General features: G+C 59.0%; 17 protein-coding genes. 4 read left to right on the plus strand and 13 right to left on the minus strand.

Annotated elements, in window-relative coordinates:
- Window positions 1-26 precede the first annotated feature (26 nt).
- From ABD796_RS00770 to ABD796_RS00810, 9 genes are all read right to left on the minus strand, one after another.
- Window positions 27-1316, minus strand: coding sequence for an ABC transporter substrate-binding protein (locus ABD796_RS00770; protein WP_344901354.1), 1290 nt, complete (start codon window positions 1314-1316; stop codon window positions 27-29).
- Between the two features lie 296 nt (window positions 1317-1612).
- Window positions 1613-2434 (minus strand): helix-turn-helix domain-containing protein, encoded by an 822-nt coding sequence (locus tag ABD796_RS00775; protein WP_344901357.1) that lies wholly within the window; start codon window positions 2432-2434, stop codon window positions 1613-1615.
- 155 nt (window positions 2435-2589) lie between these two features.
- A complete protein-coding gene (locus tag ABD796_RS00780) occupies window positions 2590-4608 on the minus strand; it encodes a methyl-accepting chemotaxis protein (RefSeq protein WP_344901360.1) in 2019 nt (672 codons plus the stop codon).
- Between the two features lie 305 nt (window positions 4609-4913).
- Window positions 4914-5183 (minus strand): DUF1294 domain-containing protein, encoded by a 270-nt coding sequence (locus ABD796_RS00785; protein ID WP_344901363.1) that lies wholly within the window; start codon window positions 5181-5183, stop codon window positions 4914-4916.
- 1 nt (window position 5184) lies between these two features.
- Window positions 5185-5658 carry a RidA family protein gene (locus tag ABD796_RS00790; protein WP_344901366.1) on the minus strand — a complete coding sequence of 158 codons (474 nt, stop codon included), beginning with the start codon at window positions 5656-5658 and terminating at the stop codon, window positions 5185-5187.
- 32 nt (window positions 5659-5690) lie between these two features.
- Window positions 5691-7283: an N-acyl-D-amino-acid deacylase family protein gene (locus ABD796_RS00795; RefSeq protein ID WP_344901369.1), complete on the minus strand. Its 1593-nt coding sequence runs from the start codon at window positions 7281-7283 to the stop codon at window positions 5691-5693.
- 26 nt (window positions 7284-7309) lie between these two features.
- A complete protein-coding gene (locus ABD796_RS00800; protein WP_344901372.1) occupies window positions 7310-8407 on the minus strand; it encodes an alanine racemase in 1098 nt (365 codons plus the stop codon).
- A 33-nt stretch (window positions 8408-8440) separates the two neighbouring features.
- Window positions 8441-9196, minus strand: a complete 756-nt coding sequence (locus ABD796_RS00805) for an SDR family NAD(P)-dependent oxidoreductase (protein WP_344901375.1) — start codon at window positions 9194-9196, stop codon at window positions 8441-8443.
- A gap of 33 nt (window positions 9197-9229) precedes the next feature.
- Window positions 9230-10228 (minus strand): helix-turn-helix domain-containing protein, encoded by a 999-nt coding sequence (locus tag ABD796_RS00810; protein WP_344901378.1) that lies wholly within the window; start codon window positions 10226-10228, stop codon window positions 9230-9232.
- 345 nt (window positions 10229-10573) lie between these two features.
- Between ABD796_RS00810 and ABD796_RS00815 the strand changes: the two genes are divergently transcribed.
- On the plus strand, window positions 10574-11704 hold the full coding sequence (locus tag ABD796_RS00815) for a Gfo/Idh/MocA family protein (protein WP_344901381.1): 1131 nt from the start codon (window positions 10574-10576) through the stop codon (window positions 11702-11704).
- Window positions 11705-11711: 7 nt separating this feature from the next.
- Here the strand turns inward: ABD796_RS00815 and ABD796_RS00820 are convergent, their stop codons facing one another.
- Both ABD796_RS00820 and ABD796_RS00825 read right to left on the minus strand, forming a co-directional pair.
- On the minus strand, window positions 11712-12551 hold the full coding sequence (locus tag ABD796_RS00820) for an SDR family oxidoreductase (RefSeq protein WP_344901384.1): 840 nt from the start codon (window positions 12549-12551) through the stop codon (window positions 11712-11714).
- Window positions 12552-12699: 148 nt separating this feature from the next.
- Entirely contained in the window at window positions 12700-13575 is an 876-nt protein-coding gene (locus ABD796_RS00825; protein WP_344901387.1) for an AraC family transcriptional regulator, read from the minus strand.
- Between the two features lie 208 nt (window positions 13576-13783).
- Here ABD796_RS00825 and ABD796_RS00830 point away from each other — a divergent pair, with 208 nt between their 5' ends.
- Entirely contained in the window at window positions 13784-15760 is a 1977-nt protein-coding gene (locus tag ABD796_RS00830) for a beta-galactosidase trimerization domain-containing protein (protein ID WP_344901390.1), read from the plus strand.
- A 240-nt stretch (window positions 15761-16000) separates the two neighbouring features.
- Here ABD796_RS00830 and ABD796_RS00835 read toward each other — a convergent pair whose 3' ends face one another.
- Window positions 16001-16930: an SPFH domain-containing protein gene (locus tag ABD796_RS00835; RefSeq protein WP_344901393.1), complete on the minus strand. Its 930-nt coding sequence runs from the start codon at window positions 16928-16930 to the stop codon at window positions 16001-16003.
- Window positions 16931-17365 (minus strand): NfeD family protein, encoded by a 435-nt coding sequence (locus ABD796_RS00840; RefSeq protein ID WP_344904121.1) that lies wholly within the window; start codon window positions 17363-17365, stop codon window positions 16931-16933. It abuts the gene before it with no gap.
- 397 nt (window positions 17366-17762) lie between these two features.
- On the opposite strand from ABD796_RS00840, the gene ABD796_RS00845 reads away from it, so the two are divergent.
- Window positions 17763-18767: an ABC transporter substrate-binding protein gene (locus tag ABD796_RS00845; RefSeq protein WP_344901396.1), complete on the plus strand. Its 1005-nt coding sequence runs from the start codon at window positions 17763-17765 to the stop codon at window positions 18765-18767.
- Window positions 18768-18955: 188 nt separating this feature from the next.
- A complete protein-coding gene (locus tag ABD796_RS00850) occupies window positions 18956-20623 on the plus strand; it encodes an AraC family transcriptional regulator (protein WP_344901399.1) in 1668 nt (555 codons plus the stop codon).
- Window positions 20624-20676 lie beyond the last annotated feature (53 nt).

A 20676-nucleotide genomic window follows, 5' to 3' on the forward strand; every position in this document is an offset into this window, starting at 1 on the left:
TATACGGGTCGGGGGCATCCCCTCGTTCATCTTTTCTTCTGCTGCTCCAGCAGCTTGTCCGCCCTGTCGTTCGCGTCCCTCAATGCCGAATTGATGTCCTTGCCGGTCAATACTTCATTAAGCGCTTTGGCCAGCTCGGCCCTGACGATCGAATCGTAGGCATGCACCTTGTACAACGGCGCCGACTGCAGCTTGAAGATCGCTTCCGTGTTTTTGCCCTTGAGCGACTGGAGGTTCTCTCCGAACACTTTCTGGGGCTCGGGATCGACGAGGCTGGACACGTAGCCGCTGCGGCTGATGTCCATTTGGATCTCCTTGGAGGTCATGTAGGCGATGACCTGGAAAGCTGCCTCTTTATGCTTGCTGAGCGAAGAAATGCTCAAATTGTGCGAGTCGACCTGGAACGACTTGCCCGGCACTTGCTCGTAAGTCGGCATCGTCACCATGTCCCAGTTTTGATTGACGCCTTTCTTGTAATAATCCTCGAAATTGCCGAGAACATTCCAGAAAGCCGACATCGCCACCGTTCCTTTGTAGAAATCCGTCATGTTGTTGCCCCGGCTGTTGCCCGGTATACCGTAGATCGTCCTCAGGTTGTCCAGCGCCAGCGCGAATCGCTCCGCCTCCAAATTCGCTTTGCCGTCGGCTTTCACGAACGGGGTCGTCAATTGCGAGACGGCCGAGTACGAATCGCTCGCGTCCAGACCTTTGTACGAAACGCCGCCATCCGTCCGCGTTACTTTGACCGCCAGCTCCGCCGCCTGCTTCCAGGTCATGCCGTCCTTCGGGTAAGCGACGCCAAACTTGTCGAACAAGTCCTTGTTGTAATACAGAACGGCGAAGTTGCGATAGATCGGCAATGCATACAGCTCGCCCTTGTCTCCCCACATCTTGATCGCCTCGATGGCAAGCGGGTCGAGCTTCGATACGTCAAAGCCGTTTTTCTTTACAAGCTCGGTCAAGTCCTGGAGCACGTTCAGGTTGATATATTCCGCATACCACGGCGTACTGTTGTAGATCAAGTCCGGGAACGTGCCCGCCGCCACGAGATCTTCCGGCAGTTGCCCCTTCTGCCTGAGCAGCGGCTGCAGCGTAATGTGCGGATATTTTTTGCGTACCGCCTCGACGATCATATCCTGGATCGGAAACGCGTTCTGCATGTACAGCGTCAGCGTGACCGGTTCCGGAGCGGTCTGTACGTCTTTGGCGCCGTTCGCCGCTTCCTGTTCTTTCGACTTTCCCTCGCCTCCCTGGCCGCAGCCCGTCGTCGCGGCCAGCGCCGCCGCGAGCGCCGCTAACGTCCATAAACGTTTCATTGTGATTCCCCCTTGGTTAATCGCTACACCACAATCATAATGAAACGCCGCGGCGCGGTCTTTAGATGAACCGCACTTATCGCAGGCTGCGGAGATTTCTGGAAACCGCTTTCTGCATATCGTCAAGCAATCCCGTTTGTACAAAACTGACATGGGAAAAAAAGGAGCCTCCCGAACGCGACCCCGGCCAAAGCAATCAGGTCTCGTCTTTACTCGCTCCGACTAAAAAAAGCCGCCATGGCGAACTTCGCCTATGACAGCTGCTTGAGTCTTAGTTTCATTGTACCCCGCCGGCTCTACTTCCTGTTCGCGAGCCGCCATTGCTGGGGACTGCTCCCGTACTTGCGCTTGAACAGCCGGGAAAAATAGTGGATGCTGTTAAAGCCGGTCGCCTCCGCGATCTGCTGCACGCCCATATCGGTGTTGACCAAATAGCTGATCGCCGCGCTCAGCCGCAGCTTGTTCAAATATTGCATGGGCGTTACCCCGGTCTCGTGCTTGAAGGCCCGCACGAGATAGGAGGAGTTAAGATGCACCCGTTTCGACAACCGGGCCAAGTCGATCGGTTCGTAGTAGCTCGTTTCCATATGTCTCATCAGTGTCTGGATAAAATCCCGGCTCGACTTGTCGTTCGCTTCGGAAACGGCCTGAAGCCGATACCGGAGATCGTTTTGAATAAGGCGTACCGTCTTCCTGATATCAAGCATAACGATCTCCTCGTCGTAACGGTTGTCGTCCCGATGTTTGAGCTCCAGCGCCATGCTCAAGGCGTCTAGCGTCTGCTTGATCGGGCGCAGCTCGTCAGAGTCGTAATCCGCCACTTTTTGTAAACGATTCCAATGGATCGCCTGCTCGATTGTCGGAAAAGCATCCCCCTCCCCGATATCCAGCTCGATATACCAGAAGCTGAACGGCGTCTGAAACTGGACGATTTGATGGGGCGTATTCGGGGTCAAGATGCACAGGCTCGGGGACGGGATTTCGTACTGGTTTCCCATCCATTCCAATAATGCCTTTCCTTGAGTCACATACAAAATTTCGAAGTACGGGTGAATGCCCCCGCTTTTCCCTTTGTACCCGGAATGAAACGTATGGTGGTTGAACATTCTGATCTGCATGGCGGTCCCTCCGAAACGATGGTCCTTATCCATTCGCCCGGTGCTGCGGGCTTCTTACAAGCATTATAGATTCGCTGCCGCAACCGGTCAATGCGCAGCAAAAAGCAAAACGGCAAGGAGTCGTAACCCTTGCCGTTTCAACGTCTTATAGCAGTCTACAGTTTGAACACTCTGATCAAATCGTTCAGCTCGCCCATGAGCCGGTTGAGCGATTGGGCCGAGACGGCGATATTTTCCATGATGGCCGTCTGCTCCTCCGCCGAGGCGGCCACCGATTGCGAATTGTCCGCCGATTGCTTGGAGATGCCGACCATTTCGGCGAACGAAGCGGTAATCTGCTCGGTTCCGGCCGATATTTGCTCCGTCGTGGCGGACACCTCCTGAATTTGCGAAGATACGTCGCGGATCGAGGAACGGATCGTCGTAAACGATTCGCCGATCTCCCGCATTTTCCCGATGCCTCCGTTAATTTCCGCCACATTCCGGTTCATCGATTTCACGGCAGAGTCCGCCGACTGCTGAATCAGGCGCACCAGTTGGACGATGCTCGACACCGAGCTGGTCGTCTGCTCCGCCAGCTTCTTCACCTCATTGGCAACGACCGCGAAGCCTCTCCCCTGCTCGCCCGCTCGGGCCGCCTCGATGGAAGCGTTCAACGAAAGCAAAGCCGTCTGGCTGGAAATGGTCGAGATGACGTCCACGATTTGGCCGATCTCATCGGAATGCCGGTACAGCTCGGCGATAACCGTGGACGAATCGTTCGCCGTCGAGGCGATGACATTCATTTGCTCGATGGCCTCCTGAATATCCGTAAAGCCCGAATCTACCTCGTTCGAGACGACGCCGGTCTGATCGGCCACGATACCCGACGATTCGGCGATCCGCTGGACGCCCGTCGCGGTCTCCTCCATCGCCCGGGCCGACTGCTCCGCCCCCTGCAGTTGGCTGTCCGTCCCGACCGCCACTTCCCCGATCGCCTCGGCAATCTGCGACGCTGCCTGGGACGACTGCTCCGCCGATTGCAGCAGCTCCGTGGAGGCTGCGGCGACCTGGGAGACGGTATCGTTGATTTTGCCGACGATGCCCGCGATCGAATCGACCATCGTATTGATGCTCTGGCTCATTTGCCCGATCTCGTCATCGGACTTCACCGCGAGCCTTTCGTTCAACTCGTTATTCGCCACCTTTTTCATAAAATCGGATATGGCTACGATCGGACGCGCAATCGAACGGGTTGCCACAATCGCCAGAACCGATACGAGCACGATGACCGCAAGCAGGAAAACAAACGCGATCAGTTGTACCTCCCCTACTTTGGCGTACACTTCTGCGGTCGGCACGGTTACAAGCAGCCTCCATGACGTGTTCGGGATCGTATCGTAGTATGTAATCCGTTCTTGGCCGTCTGCGCCCTTATATGTCACGTTCCCGCTGCTCGTAGAAACAATCGTCTCGAACGCCGCCTTGGCGCTGGCCGACGTCTCGAATTCCGCGACAGGCTTGCCGATGCGTGACGGATCGGGGTGCGTGTAATATTCTCCTGCGCCCGACAGAATGTAGCCGTAGCCGGTATCCGACACGTGGATCGTGGAGGTTAGCTTGCCGAGCATGTCCGGCGACACGGTGGCGGACAATAGTCCGGTGAAAGCGCCGGAATCGTTCAAAATCGGCACGTCGATCGGCAGCACATACTTGCCCGTTTTTTTGCTGACGACCATGTCGGCGATGACCGTCCGCTTCGTTTCCTTCGTCTGCTTGAAATGCTCGCGGTCGGCGATGTTCAGGGCAACATTGTCCGTATCCTTGCCTTCTCCGCTGACATCGACGTAATTCAGCGCGGTTACCTGCTCGTCGCTTTCCTTGAGCACCTTGAGCACGGGCAAAATCGCGGACGGATTGCCCGAGCCAAACTCCTTGTGCTGTTTGATCAGCGATTGCAGCGCACTCGCCTTGCTTTCCATCCATTGGTCCAGCCGATCCACGTTCGAATTGAGCACCTCGTGGACGACTTTGGCGTTTTCCGTGCGGGTCACGTTTGCAAAATAGAGAACGAAAAACACGGTGGAGACGACCAAAGGAACGATGGCGATGGCAAGCATGAGGATCGAATACTTTTTGCGGATCGAGATGCTGCGGACGTTCCATTTGCGTACTGGCGATGGGGCTACTGACATTCAATTCCCTCCTTAACGGAAAGTGTGAGGCTATGAAGAATAATATCATATTTTGTCGAAATATGTAGTAAAAATCAATAAAAATTTGATTAAAAAGAACTAGTACAAAGTCAGACCTTAAACCGTATTCGTGGAATAGACGAATACACAGGATTAGCTCTGACTTTGTACTAGATAAGTTGAAAGAGTTAATTGAAGCCCCTTGCACTCCGAAAAGGATGGAGAACGGCGGATCGACCGGAACAGCAAAAAGGAGCCGCGCCTCCGCACGACTCCTCCTACTTCCGCCAACCGGTCCTTCTTCTCTACCCGAACGCTTTGATCAGCAAGCCCACGCATACGATATTGAGCAGCAGTAAGGCGGGAACGCCGAACGTGAACGACGCATGCTTCGTCTTGTGGCGGAACGACCTCATTCCGATCCAAGCGCCCGCCGCGCCGCCGAGAGCGGCCACGAGAAAGAGGCGCTTCTCGGGTATTCGCCGCTCCTTGCGCACAGCCTTCAGTTTGTCGTAACCGAAGATAAAAAAGCCCACGACGTTGACGGCAAGCCAATAGAGCAAAATAGCAGCCATGTTACGCCTTAAGCGAAACGACCATATCCACTTCGGTCGAAGCGCCGAGCGGCAGCGTGTGAATGCCTACGGCCGCACGCGCATGCTTGCCGGCATCGCCGAAAATTTCGACCAGCACCTCGCTGGCGCCGTGCATGATTTCCGGCTGCTCGGTCACGTCCTCGGTGCAGCTTAAATAGCCGGTCACCTTCAGCACCTTATCCACCTTTTCCAGACCGACTTCGCGGTCGAGCGCCGTCAGGCAGTTCAGCACCGAATGCGCGGCGGAAAGCTTGCCTTCCGCGATCGTCACGTTGGCGCCGATACGCCCCTTGTACAACAGCTCGCCCGCCGCGAACGCGACGTTGCCGGACACGTAGGCGACGTTTCCGTCCACCCTTACCGGAAGGACAAGCTTCGGGTCCTTCACGGGCGGCGTTTCCTTGAAACCGAGCGATTGCTTCACTTTATCGAATTGTTCGCGAACGTTAGACATAGTAAAATTCCTCCTTCAGTTGAATAACCAAATTATTGCACGATCCGCCCCGGGTTGCCCGGTACGACGCGGCCGTCCCGAAGCACGAAGCGGCCGTTGACCACGACATGATCGATCCCTTCCGGCTCGAGGCGCGGCTCGGCGAATGTCGCGCGGTCGCGAATGCGGAGCGGATCGAACACGACGATATCGGCGTGCCAGCCTTGCTCCAGCCGGCCGCGCCGGTCGAGGCCGAACCGTTCGGCCGGGAACGCGGTCATTTTGCGCACCGCCTGCTCGATCGTCAGCCAGCCCCGCTCGTTGACGATCGAATGGAATATTTTCGGATAAGAGCCGAAGCCGCGCGGGTGCGGGCTGACGCCGGCATAAATGCCGTCCGTGCTGACCATGTGCAGTGGATGCTTAAACGTCTCCTCCAGGTAGCGGTGCCGCTCCTCCGGCCAATGGAAAATCATCAGCGACGGGTATTCCGTATGGACGATTAGGTCGCAGACGAGATCGGTCAGACCGATGCCCAGCTCCTCGCGCACATCTCCGAGCATGCGGCCTTCCCAGCCGCGAATCTCGCCGATCCATTCGGGAGCGGCCGGCATGCCGGACTCGTATGAGCCGGCCGGCCGCTGCTGGCCGACGGAAGCGAAGCGCACGAGCTCGGGCGGGAACGCCTGTCCGATATGCGCGTCCAGCCCCCGCCGGAACGAAGGATCGGCCAGCCGCCGGCGCACCTCGAGCGGGCTTCCCTCCTGAGCGAACGGAGGCAGGTTCAGCAGCAGATGCGTGCTCCCAGCCGTATACGGGTACATATCGAAGGTGACATCGGCTCCGAGCGCTTTCCCCCGCTCCAGCTCTTCCGCAGCGTCGGGATCGACCGTAAAATGGGATATATGCACCGGAATGCCGGCTTGCACGCCGATGGCGAACGTCTCCTCACAGCCTGTCCGGACGTTGCGCGCGTAACCCCGCTGATGAGCGACATAGATACCGCCGTATTCGGCGACCGTGCGCGACAGTGCAACCAGTTCGCGCAGATCGGCCCGCCTCATCGGCTCGTATTCGAGACCGGTCGCGAACGCTTTCGCTCCGCGCTCTATCCAGTCCCGAACGATCCTGCTCATCTCGGCGATCTCCGCATCGTCCGCCGGGCGAGTCGTCCAATCGAGCACCGCCTGGCGGATCGAGCCGTGCGGTACCTGCAGCACGAGATTGGACGGAAGATTGCCTGTGAATAGATCGAGCAGCTTGTCGATCGGCATCGCCGCCGTCGGATCGATGCAGTCGTCCTCGTAAAAAGTCGCCAAATAATCTTTCATCTCGCGCAATTGTTCGGCCCCAAGCGGCGCCCACGAGAACCCGTCCGGCGACGCCAGCTGAGTCGTCACGCCCATGCGGATCGGAGCGTACTGGTCTGGGCCGCCTAGCAGCGCCAGCTCGGAATGGACGTGCACGTCGATAAAGCCCGGGCATACGATCAGCCCGTCCGCTTCGACAACATGTTCCGCCTCCGCCCCTTCCAGATTGCCGATCGCGACAATCTTGTCTCCGGCAATGCCGATATCCCCCTTGAATCGCGCCGCTCCCGTGCCATCTACGATCCAGCCCTTGCGGATGAGCAGGTCAAATGCCATATCGGTCAAGCTCCCTTCGCTCTCGTTTACCGGTTCTTTCCTCGGCCCAGCACCGGAACAATCGTCTCCAGCTCCCCGTTGCGGAAGCCGTACAGCTCGTCGGCCAGATTGATGGCCGGACAAATATGATTCGGTATGATGCGCAGCACGTCGCCGATCTGCAGGTCCGACGAGCCGGCCACCTCAATCGTGCCATGCTCCTCCGAGAGCGCCTTCAAGGTCAAGTTCGGATGCCCGATCACATGGCCGTGTCCGCCGTGTTTGAACGCGTCCGCGGCGAACGTCTTGCTGCCGGCGTCGATAATAATCCGCTCCGGCGTCGGCCGGGCGACGACGGTCGCGTACACCGTAACGGCGCAATCCCTCTCCTCTGCCCCGCCCGCCGCCATGACGAACCGGTCGTTAAACGCATACATGCCCGGGCGCATTTCCGTCGCGTGCGGGATCTCTCCGATAAACCTGGCGGTCGCGCTGGCGCCTACGCTGATCTCCGGGACGTGAAGCCCCAGACGGTCCAATTGCAGGCGCGTCTCGTTCATCAGCTCGGCGTCCTCGATCGCCACAGCCCGAATCTCCTCTTCGGTCGGTCTGGCATAAGCATGGCCGGTATGGCTCATCAAACCCCGTATTTCCAAATACGGCAGTTTGGCGATGTCCAGGATCGACTGTACGCTCGCGAGGGGATCCCGGCCCATCCGGTGCAGTCCTGTATCGACGTCCGCATAGACGGGGATGCGCTGCTTGCGCGCTTCACCGACCTCGTTGATGCCCCGGGCGACGGCGATGTCGTCCAGGCCGACGGTTAGTCTGGCCCGGTCCAGTAGGGCGTCGAAGCGCTTCAGCTTGTTCCGCCCTACGAGCGGGAACGCGATCAGGATGTCGTCGATGCCGTGATCGGCCATTACTTCGGCCTCGCCCAGCTTCGCCACCGTAATGCCGGACGCCCCGTATTCCAGCTGCTTTCTGGCGATGTATGGGCTTTTGTGCGTCTTCGTATGGGGCCGCAGCTTGACGCCGGCTTGCTTTGCCAGCGCGGCCATCGTGCGCAAATTGCGCTCCATCACCTCGAGATCGAGGGCCAGGAAGGGGGTATCGGTCAACAGTTCGAAATCGTCTTTGATCATCAAATGCCGCTCCTTCTCTATTATGTTCGAAAGCTAGACGATTGACCAGCCTGAATCGACCAGCATCGCCGTCCCCGTAACGAAGCCGGACTCGTCGCCGGCCAGGTAAACCGCCGCGGAGGCAATATCGTCGGGCGTCCCGTAACGTCCCGCCAACGTCTTCGACAACCGCAGCTTTCTTAGCTCCGCCGTTTCGTCCGCACGGGTCGACGGCGTATCGACGATGCCCGGGCATATCGCGTTGCAGCGTATGCCGTCCGCGGCGAAATCGACCGCGATCGATTTGCATAGCTGAATGACCCCGGCTTTGGCGGCCATGTACGAAGCGTTGTTGCGGAAAGCGACGACCGCCCCGACGGAGGACGTATGCACGATCGAGCCGCCGCCCGCCCGCCGCATCAGCGGCACCGCCAGCTTGCTGCACAGAAACGGAGCGGTCAGCGTGACGGCCATGCACCGGCTCCACTCGGCGAGCGACGTGTCCTCGGCGCTTTTGGCCGCAGCCCAGTAAGCGTTCGTACTGACGATATGCAGGCTTCCGTACCGCTCGCCGATATGGCCGAACAACGCCTCGATGTCGCGCTCGCTGGACATGTCGGCCACGACGGCCTCGCTGCGGCCGCCTTCCTCCGCAATCGTCCGCGCCACATCGCGCGCGGCGTCGCCATCGATGTCGGCCAGCACGACCTGAGCGCCTTCGGCGGCAAACCTTCTGGCGATGCCGGCCCCGATGCCCGAGCCGGCACCCGTGACGACAGCTATTTTATGGGCTAACCGGGTTCCTCTCATTTACCGTACCACCGCTTTCCTCTCTAGTAAGTTTTACCTCTGCCCGAATACGTCCGACGGCGCGAATACGAGCGGATCGATCCGCTCAGCCCGCTCCTCCGGCCGCTCCTGGCGCTCCCCGTCCTCGCCCGCCGGTTCGGCCGAACGGGCCGGAATCGATTTGGCGTATTCCGACGGGGTCATGCCGCCGTACTTTTTGAACGCCTTGGAGAAATGGTGAATGCTGCCATAGCCCATCAGTCTGGCGATTTCCGTAAAATTATGCCGTTCTTCCCGAACGAGCGCCTTCGCCTGCTCGATCTTCAGCCTTTTGAAATATTCCATCAGCGGGTAGCCGGTCCGCCTTTTAAACAATCGGGTGATATGCGTCTTGCCGACGTTGAACGACTCGCACACGGCGTCGAGCGATACGTCCTGATCCAGCCGGTCGCGCAGAAAAGCCGTCACGCTGCGGACCAGATCGCGGTCGCGCCTTTCCTTGGACACGAACGGCGGCTTTTCCCCCGGCTCCTGACCGCTCCTGGAACGGCGGATCAGCCGGATCAGCAAAATTTCCAGATAGCTTTGCAGCAGCTGCTCGCACCCTTCCGGGGCGTCGCTGCGGCGCTCGATCGTATGCACGGCGGGATCGTGGAACGGCGGGGCAAACGCCCGGTAGCCTTCCTTGACGATTTGCGCCAGCAGTCCCCGCTCGCTTTCGTTCAACCGGAAATGCCGGTTGGCCAGCCCGTCCAGCGCCGGAGAGCCGCAGGCAAAAGCGATTCCGAACAAATTGGAAGCGGTTACCCGATTGGCCGACAGCCGATGGTAGGCATTCGGCTTGTACAGCATCACATCCCCTTGCTTCAGCCGGTAAGGCGTTTCCTCGACATGGACGGTCACCTCGCCCATATCCACGTAGAACAGCTCCCAGAAATCGTGCTTTTCGCCGGGAAACTTATAATCCTTGGTGAACTCCAAATAATGGAACGCATACAGTTGGTCGACGGTAATGTAGCTGCGCAGCCGAATTCCCGGGTAGTCGATGTCCATGTGCGTCTCCTTTCCGGCGGCGGCCGCCGCTTGTGCGCGTATGGCACTTTGACGCTCCTTGCGCCGGACTGCCGCTGGCGGAGACCGTTTGCTGGGAGAGTGCTGCAATCAAGGCCGTTGCTAGTATTATATATCGCCGCTCCCCCTCTCTGTCTCCCTTTTGGCGAAAAAGAACCAAAAAAATGCGATTTCAGACAAAGCCGCCGCGCATCCGCTCGTCTATAATGCAAGTGAAAGCCTGACGGCCGGCATCGCGGCCCACGAACAAGGCCGCCGGCGGCTTGCCGCGAAACGGCGGGCTAGGCCAATCTGCGCGCCGGAAAGCGCGACAAGGAGCGGAAAAGTATGGATCGAAATGGACGGTTAAGGGTGGGCATCGCCGGAGCGGCGGGGCGTCCGCGCATTTTTCGGGAGGCGCTGAGTGCCCATCCCCGTGCCGAGCTGGCGGCATTGTGCGACGTAACGGAGGAGCGGCTGGACAAAGCAAGGGAGCATATGGGCGCGGTGCCCGGCTACTTGTCCTATGAAAGCATGCTGGCGGAGGCGGAGCTGGACGCGGTTATTATCGGGACCCCGATGGCCCTGCACGTCGAGCAGGCGATTTTGGCTCTCGATCAAGGGCTGCACGTGATCAGCGAAGTGCCCGCCGGCATATCGCTGGAGGAATGCCGGCGGCTTGCCGAAGCGGCGGAACGGTCGCGCGGCCGCTACATCATGGCCGAGAACTGCAATTACATGAAGCCTCATATGACGATTACCAATATGGTACGCGACGGGTTGTTCGGCGAGCTCTATTTTGCCGAGGGGGAATATTTGCACGATGCGAAAGCGTTATGCGAGGCGACGCCGTGGCGGCGCGTCTGGCAAACCGGCGTGAATGGCATCACCTACGGCACGCACAGCCTCGGACCGATTCTCGATTGGATGGAAGGCGACCGGATTGTCAAGATCAGCTGTATCGGGAGCGGACGCCATTATACGGACAGCGGGAACCGTCCGTTCGAGCAGGAGGATACGTGCATCATGACGGCCCGGACGGAAAAAGGACGATTGGTCAAAATACGCCTCGACCTGCTTTCCGAGCGCCCGACCGCCCTCAACTATACGCTGCAAGGGACGCGCGGCTGCTACGAAAGCGTCCGGCATGAGCTGCTTGGCGCCGGCAAGCTGTTCCTGCAAAGCGGCGGCGGAGACGACGACAAACGCGAATGGACCGACCTAATGAAGGTCGGCCGGGACTATGTGCCGGACGTATGGAGAACCGTTCCCGAGGCGATGCTCGGACCGAGCGGGCACGGCGGCAGCGACTACGTCATGATGACCGACTTTCTGAACGCCCTGACCGAAGGCAAGCCGTCCCCGCTCGGCATTCACCGCGCGCTCGATATGACGCTGCCCGGCCTGATCAGCCGCGAATCGGCCGAACGCGACGGGGCATGGCTGGACGTCCCCGATTCGCGCGGCTGGTTCGAATAAGCGCCCGTTATTTGAGCGCCATGCGGATAATCCGCTCGAACCATTTCCACGGCAGCAGCGCCTTGGCCCACAGCATCGGCTTGGCCCCCTGCCCGAGCGCGTAGCGCAGCCGGGGGGCGCGGACCCGGACCAGCCGCCCGACAAGGTCCGCTACCTGCTGCGGGTCGGGGGCCGTCCTGGCCGCTCTCTCGGAGTAATTCAACACGTTTTGCAAAGTGTTGGCGTACGGGGAGTCGGCGGACGTGCGGATATGGGCGAGTCCTTTGCTCCAAATCGGCGTTTTGTACGCGCCCGGCTCGACGAGCACGACGTTCACCCCGTACGGCGCCATTTCATGGCGCAGGCTTTCGCTGAACCCTTCGACGGCAAACTTGGACGCGGCGTACGGCGCGTAGCCGGGAAAGCCGGCCCGGCCGCTGACGCTGCCGATATTGACGATCGTCCCGCTGCCGCGCACGCGCATATGCGGCAGGACCGCCTTCGTCATCGCCACGAGGCCGAAAAAATTCGTCTCCATCTGCCGCCGCCAATCGTCCATGGACAGCTCCTCGATGAATCCGCCGAGCGCAAATCCGGCATTGTTCACCAGCACGTCAAGCTCCCCGTAGCGGGTCAGCGCGTCCGCAACGACGCGCTCTACCGTCTCTTCGTCGGTCACGTCGAGCCTGACGACCTCGATCGACGCTTCGACTCCGACCCGTCTGGCTCTCTCCAGCAGCATTCCTTTATCGTTAATATTGCGCATCCCCGCGACAACCCGGTATCCGAGCTGCGCAAGCTTCACCGCCGTCAGCATGCCAAAGCCGCTGGACGTGCCGGTAATGAGCGCTACAGGTTCCCTGTCCATCTTTCTCTTTCCTCCGGCTTTATTCAGAGTTCAAACTCGCTGCAAGGCCATTGCCTTTCTAACGGAAAAACGCGCTCTTCGCCGACCGCGAAATCTGGGCTTCGGGATCTTTGGCACCGGAAAGGCCGCTCGTCTGCTCCGCTGCGTCTCAACTGTAGCCAAGCCGTTTTTTCCGGTAAACGGCCGGGGACAACCCCGTTTCCTTGCGGAACATCCGGGCAAAATAGTTGGCGTCCGGGATGCCGACCCGCTCGGCTACCTGCTTCACGGTCAGTTCCTCCGGCTGCTCGAGCAGCCGCTTGGCGCTTTCGATCCGCATATGGCGCACATATTCCATCGGACTCATGCCCGTATGCTGCTTCAAACAGCGGGAGATATAATCGAGATTGTAATGAAACTCCTTCTCCAACTGCGCCGTCGAGAAAGGCTGCCGCTCCTGCTTCCGCAAATAAGCGGATACCGCCGCCGCCAGCCGCCCGGAGCGGGTCTCCGACCTGGACGTGCGCAGAAGCTCCTGCAGCTTAGCCAATAGCAATACGTATTGCGCTTGCAGCTTCAACACGTTTTCCACGGTCAGCCCATTATGCAGCCGCACCATTTCCTCCAGTATTCCCCATAAGGCGGACAGCTCCAGGCTGCCGAACTTGGGCATGTACATCGGCCGGACGAGCGGTCCCTTATCGGTGTCGCTGCCCTTGCGCAGCACGAGCGACCACGGAATCTGCTCCGACGGCACTACCGTTCGGACGGAATCGTGCTTCATATGAATCCAGAACAGCTCGGTCGCTTCTTCCGTATCGCGATACCCGACGTGCTTCATTCCGGGCTCGAGCGTCAGCATCTGCCCGGCGCGCACTTCGAACTCCCGTCCGTTCTCGGCCATATAGATGCACCCCGTCTTGACGAACAGAACGTCGTATAACCCGAATTTGCGGGAAAAATGCCGCATGCCCGGCTTCCAGACGGCGTGTCCGACCGTGACGAGCTGCGGAAGCGACGAGACGGGCCATTCCAGGCATTCCATTCGCTTGTTCTCCTTTATCCCCGGCTTGCTCGGCCCTTGCTTGGCGGTGCGCTTTACGTTCTCGCAAGGTCTCGTTTTCCTTTCTATCGTAACCGATTTTGCATATTTGCGGTAGTCGGAATTGTGCTAGCTTGTGTCGGGAACGGTACTAGTCCGGGTTTCTTGAAAAGGCTACACTGGGGGTAACCACATACAAGGAGGGCATTCCATGAGGTTCCGTCAGGTCCATCTGGATTTCCATACGTCCGAAGCCATCTCCGGCATCGGCTCGAATTTTTCCAAGAAGCAGTTCCAAGATATGCTCAAGCTCGGGCACGTCGATTCGATCACCGTCTTCTCCAAATGCCATCACGGTTGGGCGTACCATCCGTCGGAGGCGAACGACATTCATCCGCATCTGTCCTTCGACCTGCTGCAAGCGCAGATTGAAGCCGCGCATGAAATCGGCGTCAAAACGCCGGTCTATTTGTCCGCCGGCCTCGACGAGAAGCTGGCCTGGAAGCATCCGGAATGGCTCATGCGCCGGAGCAACCAGCAGACGACATGGGTGGCGGATTTCCAGACGGCGGGCTACCACCAGTTTTGCATGAACACCCCGTACTTGGATATTCTGGTCAGCCAGATCGAGGAGGTCGTCACCCGCTACGACGCGGACGGCATCTTCCTGGACATTGTCGGCATTCGCGAATGCTACTGTCACCACTGTCTCCGCTCGGCCAAAGAGCGTGGCATCGATCCGAATGACAAAGCGGCGATGCGGCCGTTGTGGGAAGACACGTACGCCATCTATACGAGCCGGACGAACGAAGCGGTGCATAAGCATAAGCCGGGACTTCCGGTATTCCATAACGGCGGCCACATCCCTCAGGGCCGACGCGACCTGGCCGCCCGCAATACGCATCTGGAGCTGGAATCGCTGCCGACCGGCGGCTGGGGCTACGATCATTTTCCGTTGTCCGCCCGCTACGCGCAAGGTTTGGGAATGCCGCTTTTGGGTATGACCGGCAAATTTCACACCTCGTGGGGAGAATTCGGCGGGTTCAAGCATCCGAACGCGCTCCGCTACGAAACGGCGCTCAGCTTGGCCAACGGCGCGCGCTGCTCGATCGGCGATCAGCTTCATCCCGACGGCATCGCCGACGAAACGACTTACCGGCTGATCGGCGAGGCGTACCGCGAGGTGGAAGCCAAGGAGAGCTGGTGCAAAGATACGGACAATATCGCCGATGTTGCCTTGCTTACCGTGGAAGCTGCCGGTTTCGTCAAAGAAGGCGAGACCCGTTGTCCGAAGCCGGACCAGGGAGCGGTCCGCATGCTGCTGGAAGGGCATTTTCTGTTCGACGTGGTCGATCTGGAATCGGATTGGAGCGGCTACAAGGTGCTGATCCTGCCGGACCGTATTCGCATCGGCGGCGCGCTGGAGAGCAAACTAACGGCTTTCCTCGGCCAAGGCGGGCGGCTGCTTGCGACGGGAACGTCCGGCCTGCGGACGGACGGCGACGGTTTCGCGCTCGATTTCGGAGCACGCTGGATCGGCACGAATCCGTTCCGCCCCGATTACTGGGTGCCGGACCACGCTTCGTCGGGAAGCTCGTTGTCGCCGGGTACCGCTTATGTCATGTATGAGGAGGGGCAGCAGATCGAGGCGGAAGGAGGAACCGTGCTCGGCCGGCGGGAAAACTCGTATTTTAACCGCGACGTGCTGCATTTCTGTTCGCATAAGCATGCGCCGAACGCCAAGCAGCCCGGAGGACCGGGCATGATCGAAGGTCCGGACGGAATTTACATCGCTTGGGACGTCTTCGAGGATTATGCTGAAAAAGGCAGCTTATTCCTGCGTGAAACGGTCGCCTACGCGCTCGACCGGCTGCTTGAGGGACGCAAATCGCTGTCCACGTCGCTGCCCGCCCAGGGCATCACGACGATCCAGGCGCAGCCGGACGATAATCGCTGGGTGAATCACCTGCTCTATGCCTCGCCGGTTCGCCGCGGCCAGTCGGTCGAGATTATCGAGGATATCGTGCCGCTGTACGACGTAAACGTGTCGGTGCGAACCGCCGGGGACGTGCGCCGCGTCTATCTCGCTCCGCAGATGACCGAGCTAGATTTTACGGTCAGGGAAGGCGTCGTCCGCTATACGGTGCCGAAGCTGGAGTGCCACCAGATGATCGTGCTGGAATATTAATCGAATTCGGCATGTCCTAAAAAACGGGACCGCGCCTATGAGGCGGGTCCCGTTTTTGGTATTGGATTAAAATTTATAATCGTCGAGATTCATTCTTTCAGACCGGCTACGATCATGTCGGTGTCATTTTGCCAAAACCCCTGCTGGAAGGGGCCACAATTAAAAGCGGCAGCCCCGGACCCTTTTCTCGTCCAAGACTGCCGCCGTTGTTTGGGTCAAGCTCCGCTGCGCCGTACCGGATCAGTCCGGCTTGCGGCCCTTCAGCATTTCGCCGAGCGCGCCGATACTGCCAAGCGTCTCGACCGCCTTCGTCGGGATGAATATCTTGTTGGCCGGCCCGTTCGAAATATCGGTCAGCGCCTCCAGCGACTTGTACGTCAGCACGTTCTCGTCCAGGCCGGCTTCGCGAATCAGCTCGATCCGCCGTTTCTCCGCCTCGGCGACCGCTTGGATCGCCTTCGCCTGTCCAAGCGCTTCCAGCTCCTGCGCCTGGCGCAAGCCTTCGGCCTCGCGAATACGCGCTTCCTTGTCGCCCTCGGCTTTCAGGATCTTGCTTTGCTTGTCGCCCTCGGCCCGCAGAATCATATCCTGTTTGGCCGCTTCGGCTTCCAGTACGATAGCGCGCTTGCTCCGCTCCGCCTTCATCTGCTTATCCATCGACTCCTGGATATCGAGCGGCGGCTGAATGTCGATGACTTCGACGCGCTCGATCCGCACGCCCCATTTTTCCGTCGCTTCGTCCAGCGCGACGCGAATGTCGGTCGATATTTTCTCGCGGCCGGACAGCGTTTCGTCCAGCTCCATTTTACCGATAATTTGCCGCATGGTCGCCGTCGAGATGTTGCGCACCCCGTAGACGTAATCGGAAATGCCGTAAGTGGCCTGCTCCGGACCCGTCACCTGGTAGAAAATGATCGTGTCGATCTGCACCTGCACGTTGTCCTTCGTAATAACGGTCTGCGGCGGCACGTTCGCCTGCTGGATGCGCAAATCGTGGTACGTCCGTACGTGATCGATGATCGGGACGAGAATGTTCACGCCCGGCGTCAGCAGCCGGTGGAATTTGCCAAGCCGTTCCACGACGCCGACTCGCTGCTGAGGTACGATTTTGATCGATAATGCAGCGGCAACAATAACAAGTATTAAAATAATGATGGCAACGTAACCCATCTAAACATCCCCTCTCCATTTGGTTACTTTCAGCAAAGCGCTTCCCCTCTCCAACACTTCCACCGTCTCGCCTTTGCCGAGCGACTCTTCGGCTACCGCGCTCCACGTTTCGCTGCCGACCTTCACGATGCCGGGCTTGCCGTCGATAATCGGCTCGACGACGATGCCCTGCTTGCCCTGCAGCTCGTCGACCGCATCCTTAAAGCCCTTGGACGTCTTGAAGTAGCGGGTGATCCGTTTCGTGAACAGCGTCAGCACGAGAACGACCACGCTGCCTGCCAGCACCTGCCATATGAACGATTCCGAGACGAACAAGGCAACGGCCGAGGCAACGACCGCCCCGATGGCGACCCACAACAAGTAGAACGTCAGAGTCAACATCTCGACGACCAGCAAAACCCCGGCGATAATGAGCCATATCGCCCAAAGCTCCATGCCCATCACACCCCTTCCTCTTTTTTCGGTCAAACCCTGATACGGCCAAGCATGTTTTCCGCCGTCATGCCCCGGCCGAATTGCAATTTCGAATACCGGAAGCCCATGGTGCGCTATCCTTGTCTACTATATTCGGCGGTTCCGTATCCTTTTCCTCCTTTTTTTCGCGCCCGTTCGACATCGTTCCGACAATGCTTCCCCGTTCGGCCCCATGCTGCCCGACAGTCCCGAATGCTCGCCGCGTCCCATATAAAAATAAAATTCGTTGTACAAAAAATAACGAATCGATTGCGGTTTGTCCATTGAGTTGTACCGCAGCATCGCTTATGATGGGGCTTGTCGATAATGAGAATCATTATCTTTGATGAAGAAAACCGAAATCGGGAGGCACGTCCAGATGAACCAAGCGGGAAAATGGTATAAAACGATTGGCATTGTGGCAGCGATCGGGGCGGTCTTAACGGCATGCGGCACTTCAAACGGCACATCGGGCGGAACTCCCCAGCAAACCGCTCAGACGGGCAAGGCGGCGACAGGCGCGGGCATAGAGAATAAAGAAGCGGCCGCCCCGAAGACGCGCATGTTCGAGGACTGGAAAAAACGCCAGGTGGAGATTCCCGCCGATCCGAAGCGCATCGTGTTCAGCGGAGAAACGTACGGGGACTTGCTGGCCTTGGGCGTCAATGCGGTCGGCACCTATTTGCAGCCGCTGAAGGGGACCATACTGGAGAGCCGGGTGAACCAAGTTGCGGATATCGGGTTCCCGATTAATTTGGAGAAGACGCTCGAGCTGAAGCCCGACCTGATCATTATCGCCACATCGGACGAGAAAACGGTGGATGCGCTGAACAAAATCGCCCCGACCGTTACGTTCGACACGTTCGCCACCATCGAGCAGCGGATGACCACACTCGGCCAAATGCTCGGCAAGCAGCAGGAAGCCGCCAAGTGGCTTGATGCGTACAAGCTCAAGTCCGATGCTATGTGGAAAAAGCTGCGCGACGCCGGCATGAAGCAAGACGAGACGGCGTCCGTGTTCACGTACTATCCCGGCAATAAGCTGTATGTAATGGCCGGCGCCGGATTGCCGCAATTTTTGTACCAGCAGAACGGCTTTAAGCCGATGGACAAAACCCGTGAGCTGATCAGCCAAAACAAAGGATTTTCGCTCATTTCCCAGGAAGTGCTTCAGGAATACGCCGGCGACCGTATCTTTATTCTGACCCCGGCCACCGAGGAAGCGCGCAAGTCCACCGACGATCTGATGAAAACCCGGATTTGGAACGAATTGCCGGCCGTCAAAAACGGACACGTCTATGTCATCCCGATCGAACGCAGCTCGAGCGACGCTACGACTCGGGAATGGATGATCGACGAGCTTCCGAAGTTGCTGGCGAAGTAAGAACAGCTTCTGACCGGCGAAACGCAGCCCGGGCCTATACACGTCCAAACGTTCGCTCCCCCTTGCGGCTCAGCCTGCATCAGGGGGAGTTTGCCGTTTTCGGCTTCGCCTGTTGAAAAATGACGGGTTTTTGCGTACAATAATATGAAATGATAATCATTCTCAACAATTGCAAGGAGGGCTTGCGAATGCATTCGCACCATCCGGGCTTGGTCGTTCCCTTTCGATCCCTGCTATTCACGCTCACGGACATCAAGCGTTTAGATTGCCCCGTCGGCTGGAGCTCCGGCAGCGACACATCTTCGACGCACGCCCTGATCGCCTGCGCGACAGGCGAAGGTACGGCCACCGTGAACGGCAGCAGCTCGCGACTAGCACCCGGCAAATGCATGCTCGTCTCTCCCGGCGCGACGTTCGCCATCGACAACGGGCATAGCGGACCGCTGCAGCTGCACGTCTTGTTCTACAACGTCTTCAACAACTCCGATGGGCCTGCCGTTCCGTACGACGGCGCCTTGCTGGCCGACAACGTCGCCATTACGGTATATCCCGCAGCCAAGCTGCTGCGTCTGCTGGACGAGCTGCGGGAAGACGGGCCGACTGCCGACGATCTTGTCTGGTTCCGCCGGCAGCTGCGGTTCCAGGAAGTGCTCTACTTGCTGCTGGAGCATCTCTTGCAGGCCGATCCGTGGTACGACTCCACGCGGGCGGTCGAACGGACGATCGACTATATGCGCAGCCATTATGACGACAATGTCACGGTCAAGCAATTGGCCGAAGCCGCCAGCATTGCCCAATGGCAGTACAGCTCGATTTTTCATACGCTCACCGGGCAGAAGCCGCTCGATTATTTGACGGAGCTGCGCATCAACCGCGCCAAGGAACTGCTGCTGCAAGACGGAGGACCGCTGCGGGAGATCGCCCGCAAGGTCGGCTTCCGCGACGAGTATTACTTCAACCGCCGCTTTCGGCAAACGACGGGAACGACGCCGAAGCAGTTCGCGAAGACGGCCCGCCGGTTCGTGCGGATTACCGACTGTACCGGTCACGAGGTGGATATCCCGCTTCAGCCGAAGCGGATCGTCTACCTCGGAGAAACGTTCGGCGATATGCTCGCTCTCGACGTGGAGCCGGTCGGCGGCGGCAGACGTTTCGCGCAAGGGTCCGTATACGAGCGAAGGCTGCGCAACGTCGAAGATGTGGGCTGGCCGCTCGATGCGGACAAGCTGCGGGCGCTGGAGCCCGATCTCGTCATATTCGCCACGTCCAACGAGAAGCGGTATCGCGAAATAGCCGCTATCGCGCCGACGGTATCCTTCAATACGTTCGCCCCGCTCGAACAACGGCTGCGCAAGGCCGGGGAGCTGCTCGGCCGGCGCGAGCTGGCCGAGCTCTGGCTGAGCCGGTATGAGACGCGCGCCGAGACGATGTGGCGACGGCTCGCCTCCTTGATCCGGCCTGGCGAAACCGCTACGGCGCTCATCTTCGATCACGGCGACCGGTTATTCGTGATGGGCACGGCCGGCTTTTCCTCGGGCATTTATCATCCGCACGGCTTTCGGCCCGTCGAACGGGTACGGGAAATGCTCGAGGCCGGCCATGGATTCGCGGAAATCGACTTGGCTTGTTTGCCGGAATACGCCGGCGACCGCATCTTCATGCTCCAGCCGTGCCGGGAAGACTCGCGGAAAGCGGCCGAAGCACTTATGGCAAGTCCGCTCTGGAACAGCCTGGAAGCCGTCCGCAGCGGTCGCGTCCATCTCGTCGATGCGCTAAAATGGAACAACGGGGACGCGATTACCCGCGAGAAGCTGCTTCGCGTCTTACCCGGACTGCTCGGCCGCCGAACTTCTTGATTGAAGGTTTGGGCGAATTCACGACTAAAGAAGCCTCCAACTCCCGCCGGTCA

Origin of the sequence: Paenibacillus hodogayensis (genome assembly GCF_039536325.1) — a bacterium.
Classification (GTDB): domain Bacteria; phylum Bacillota; class Bacilli; order Paenibacillales; family NBRC-103111; genus Paenibacillus_AB; species Paenibacillus_AB hodogayensis.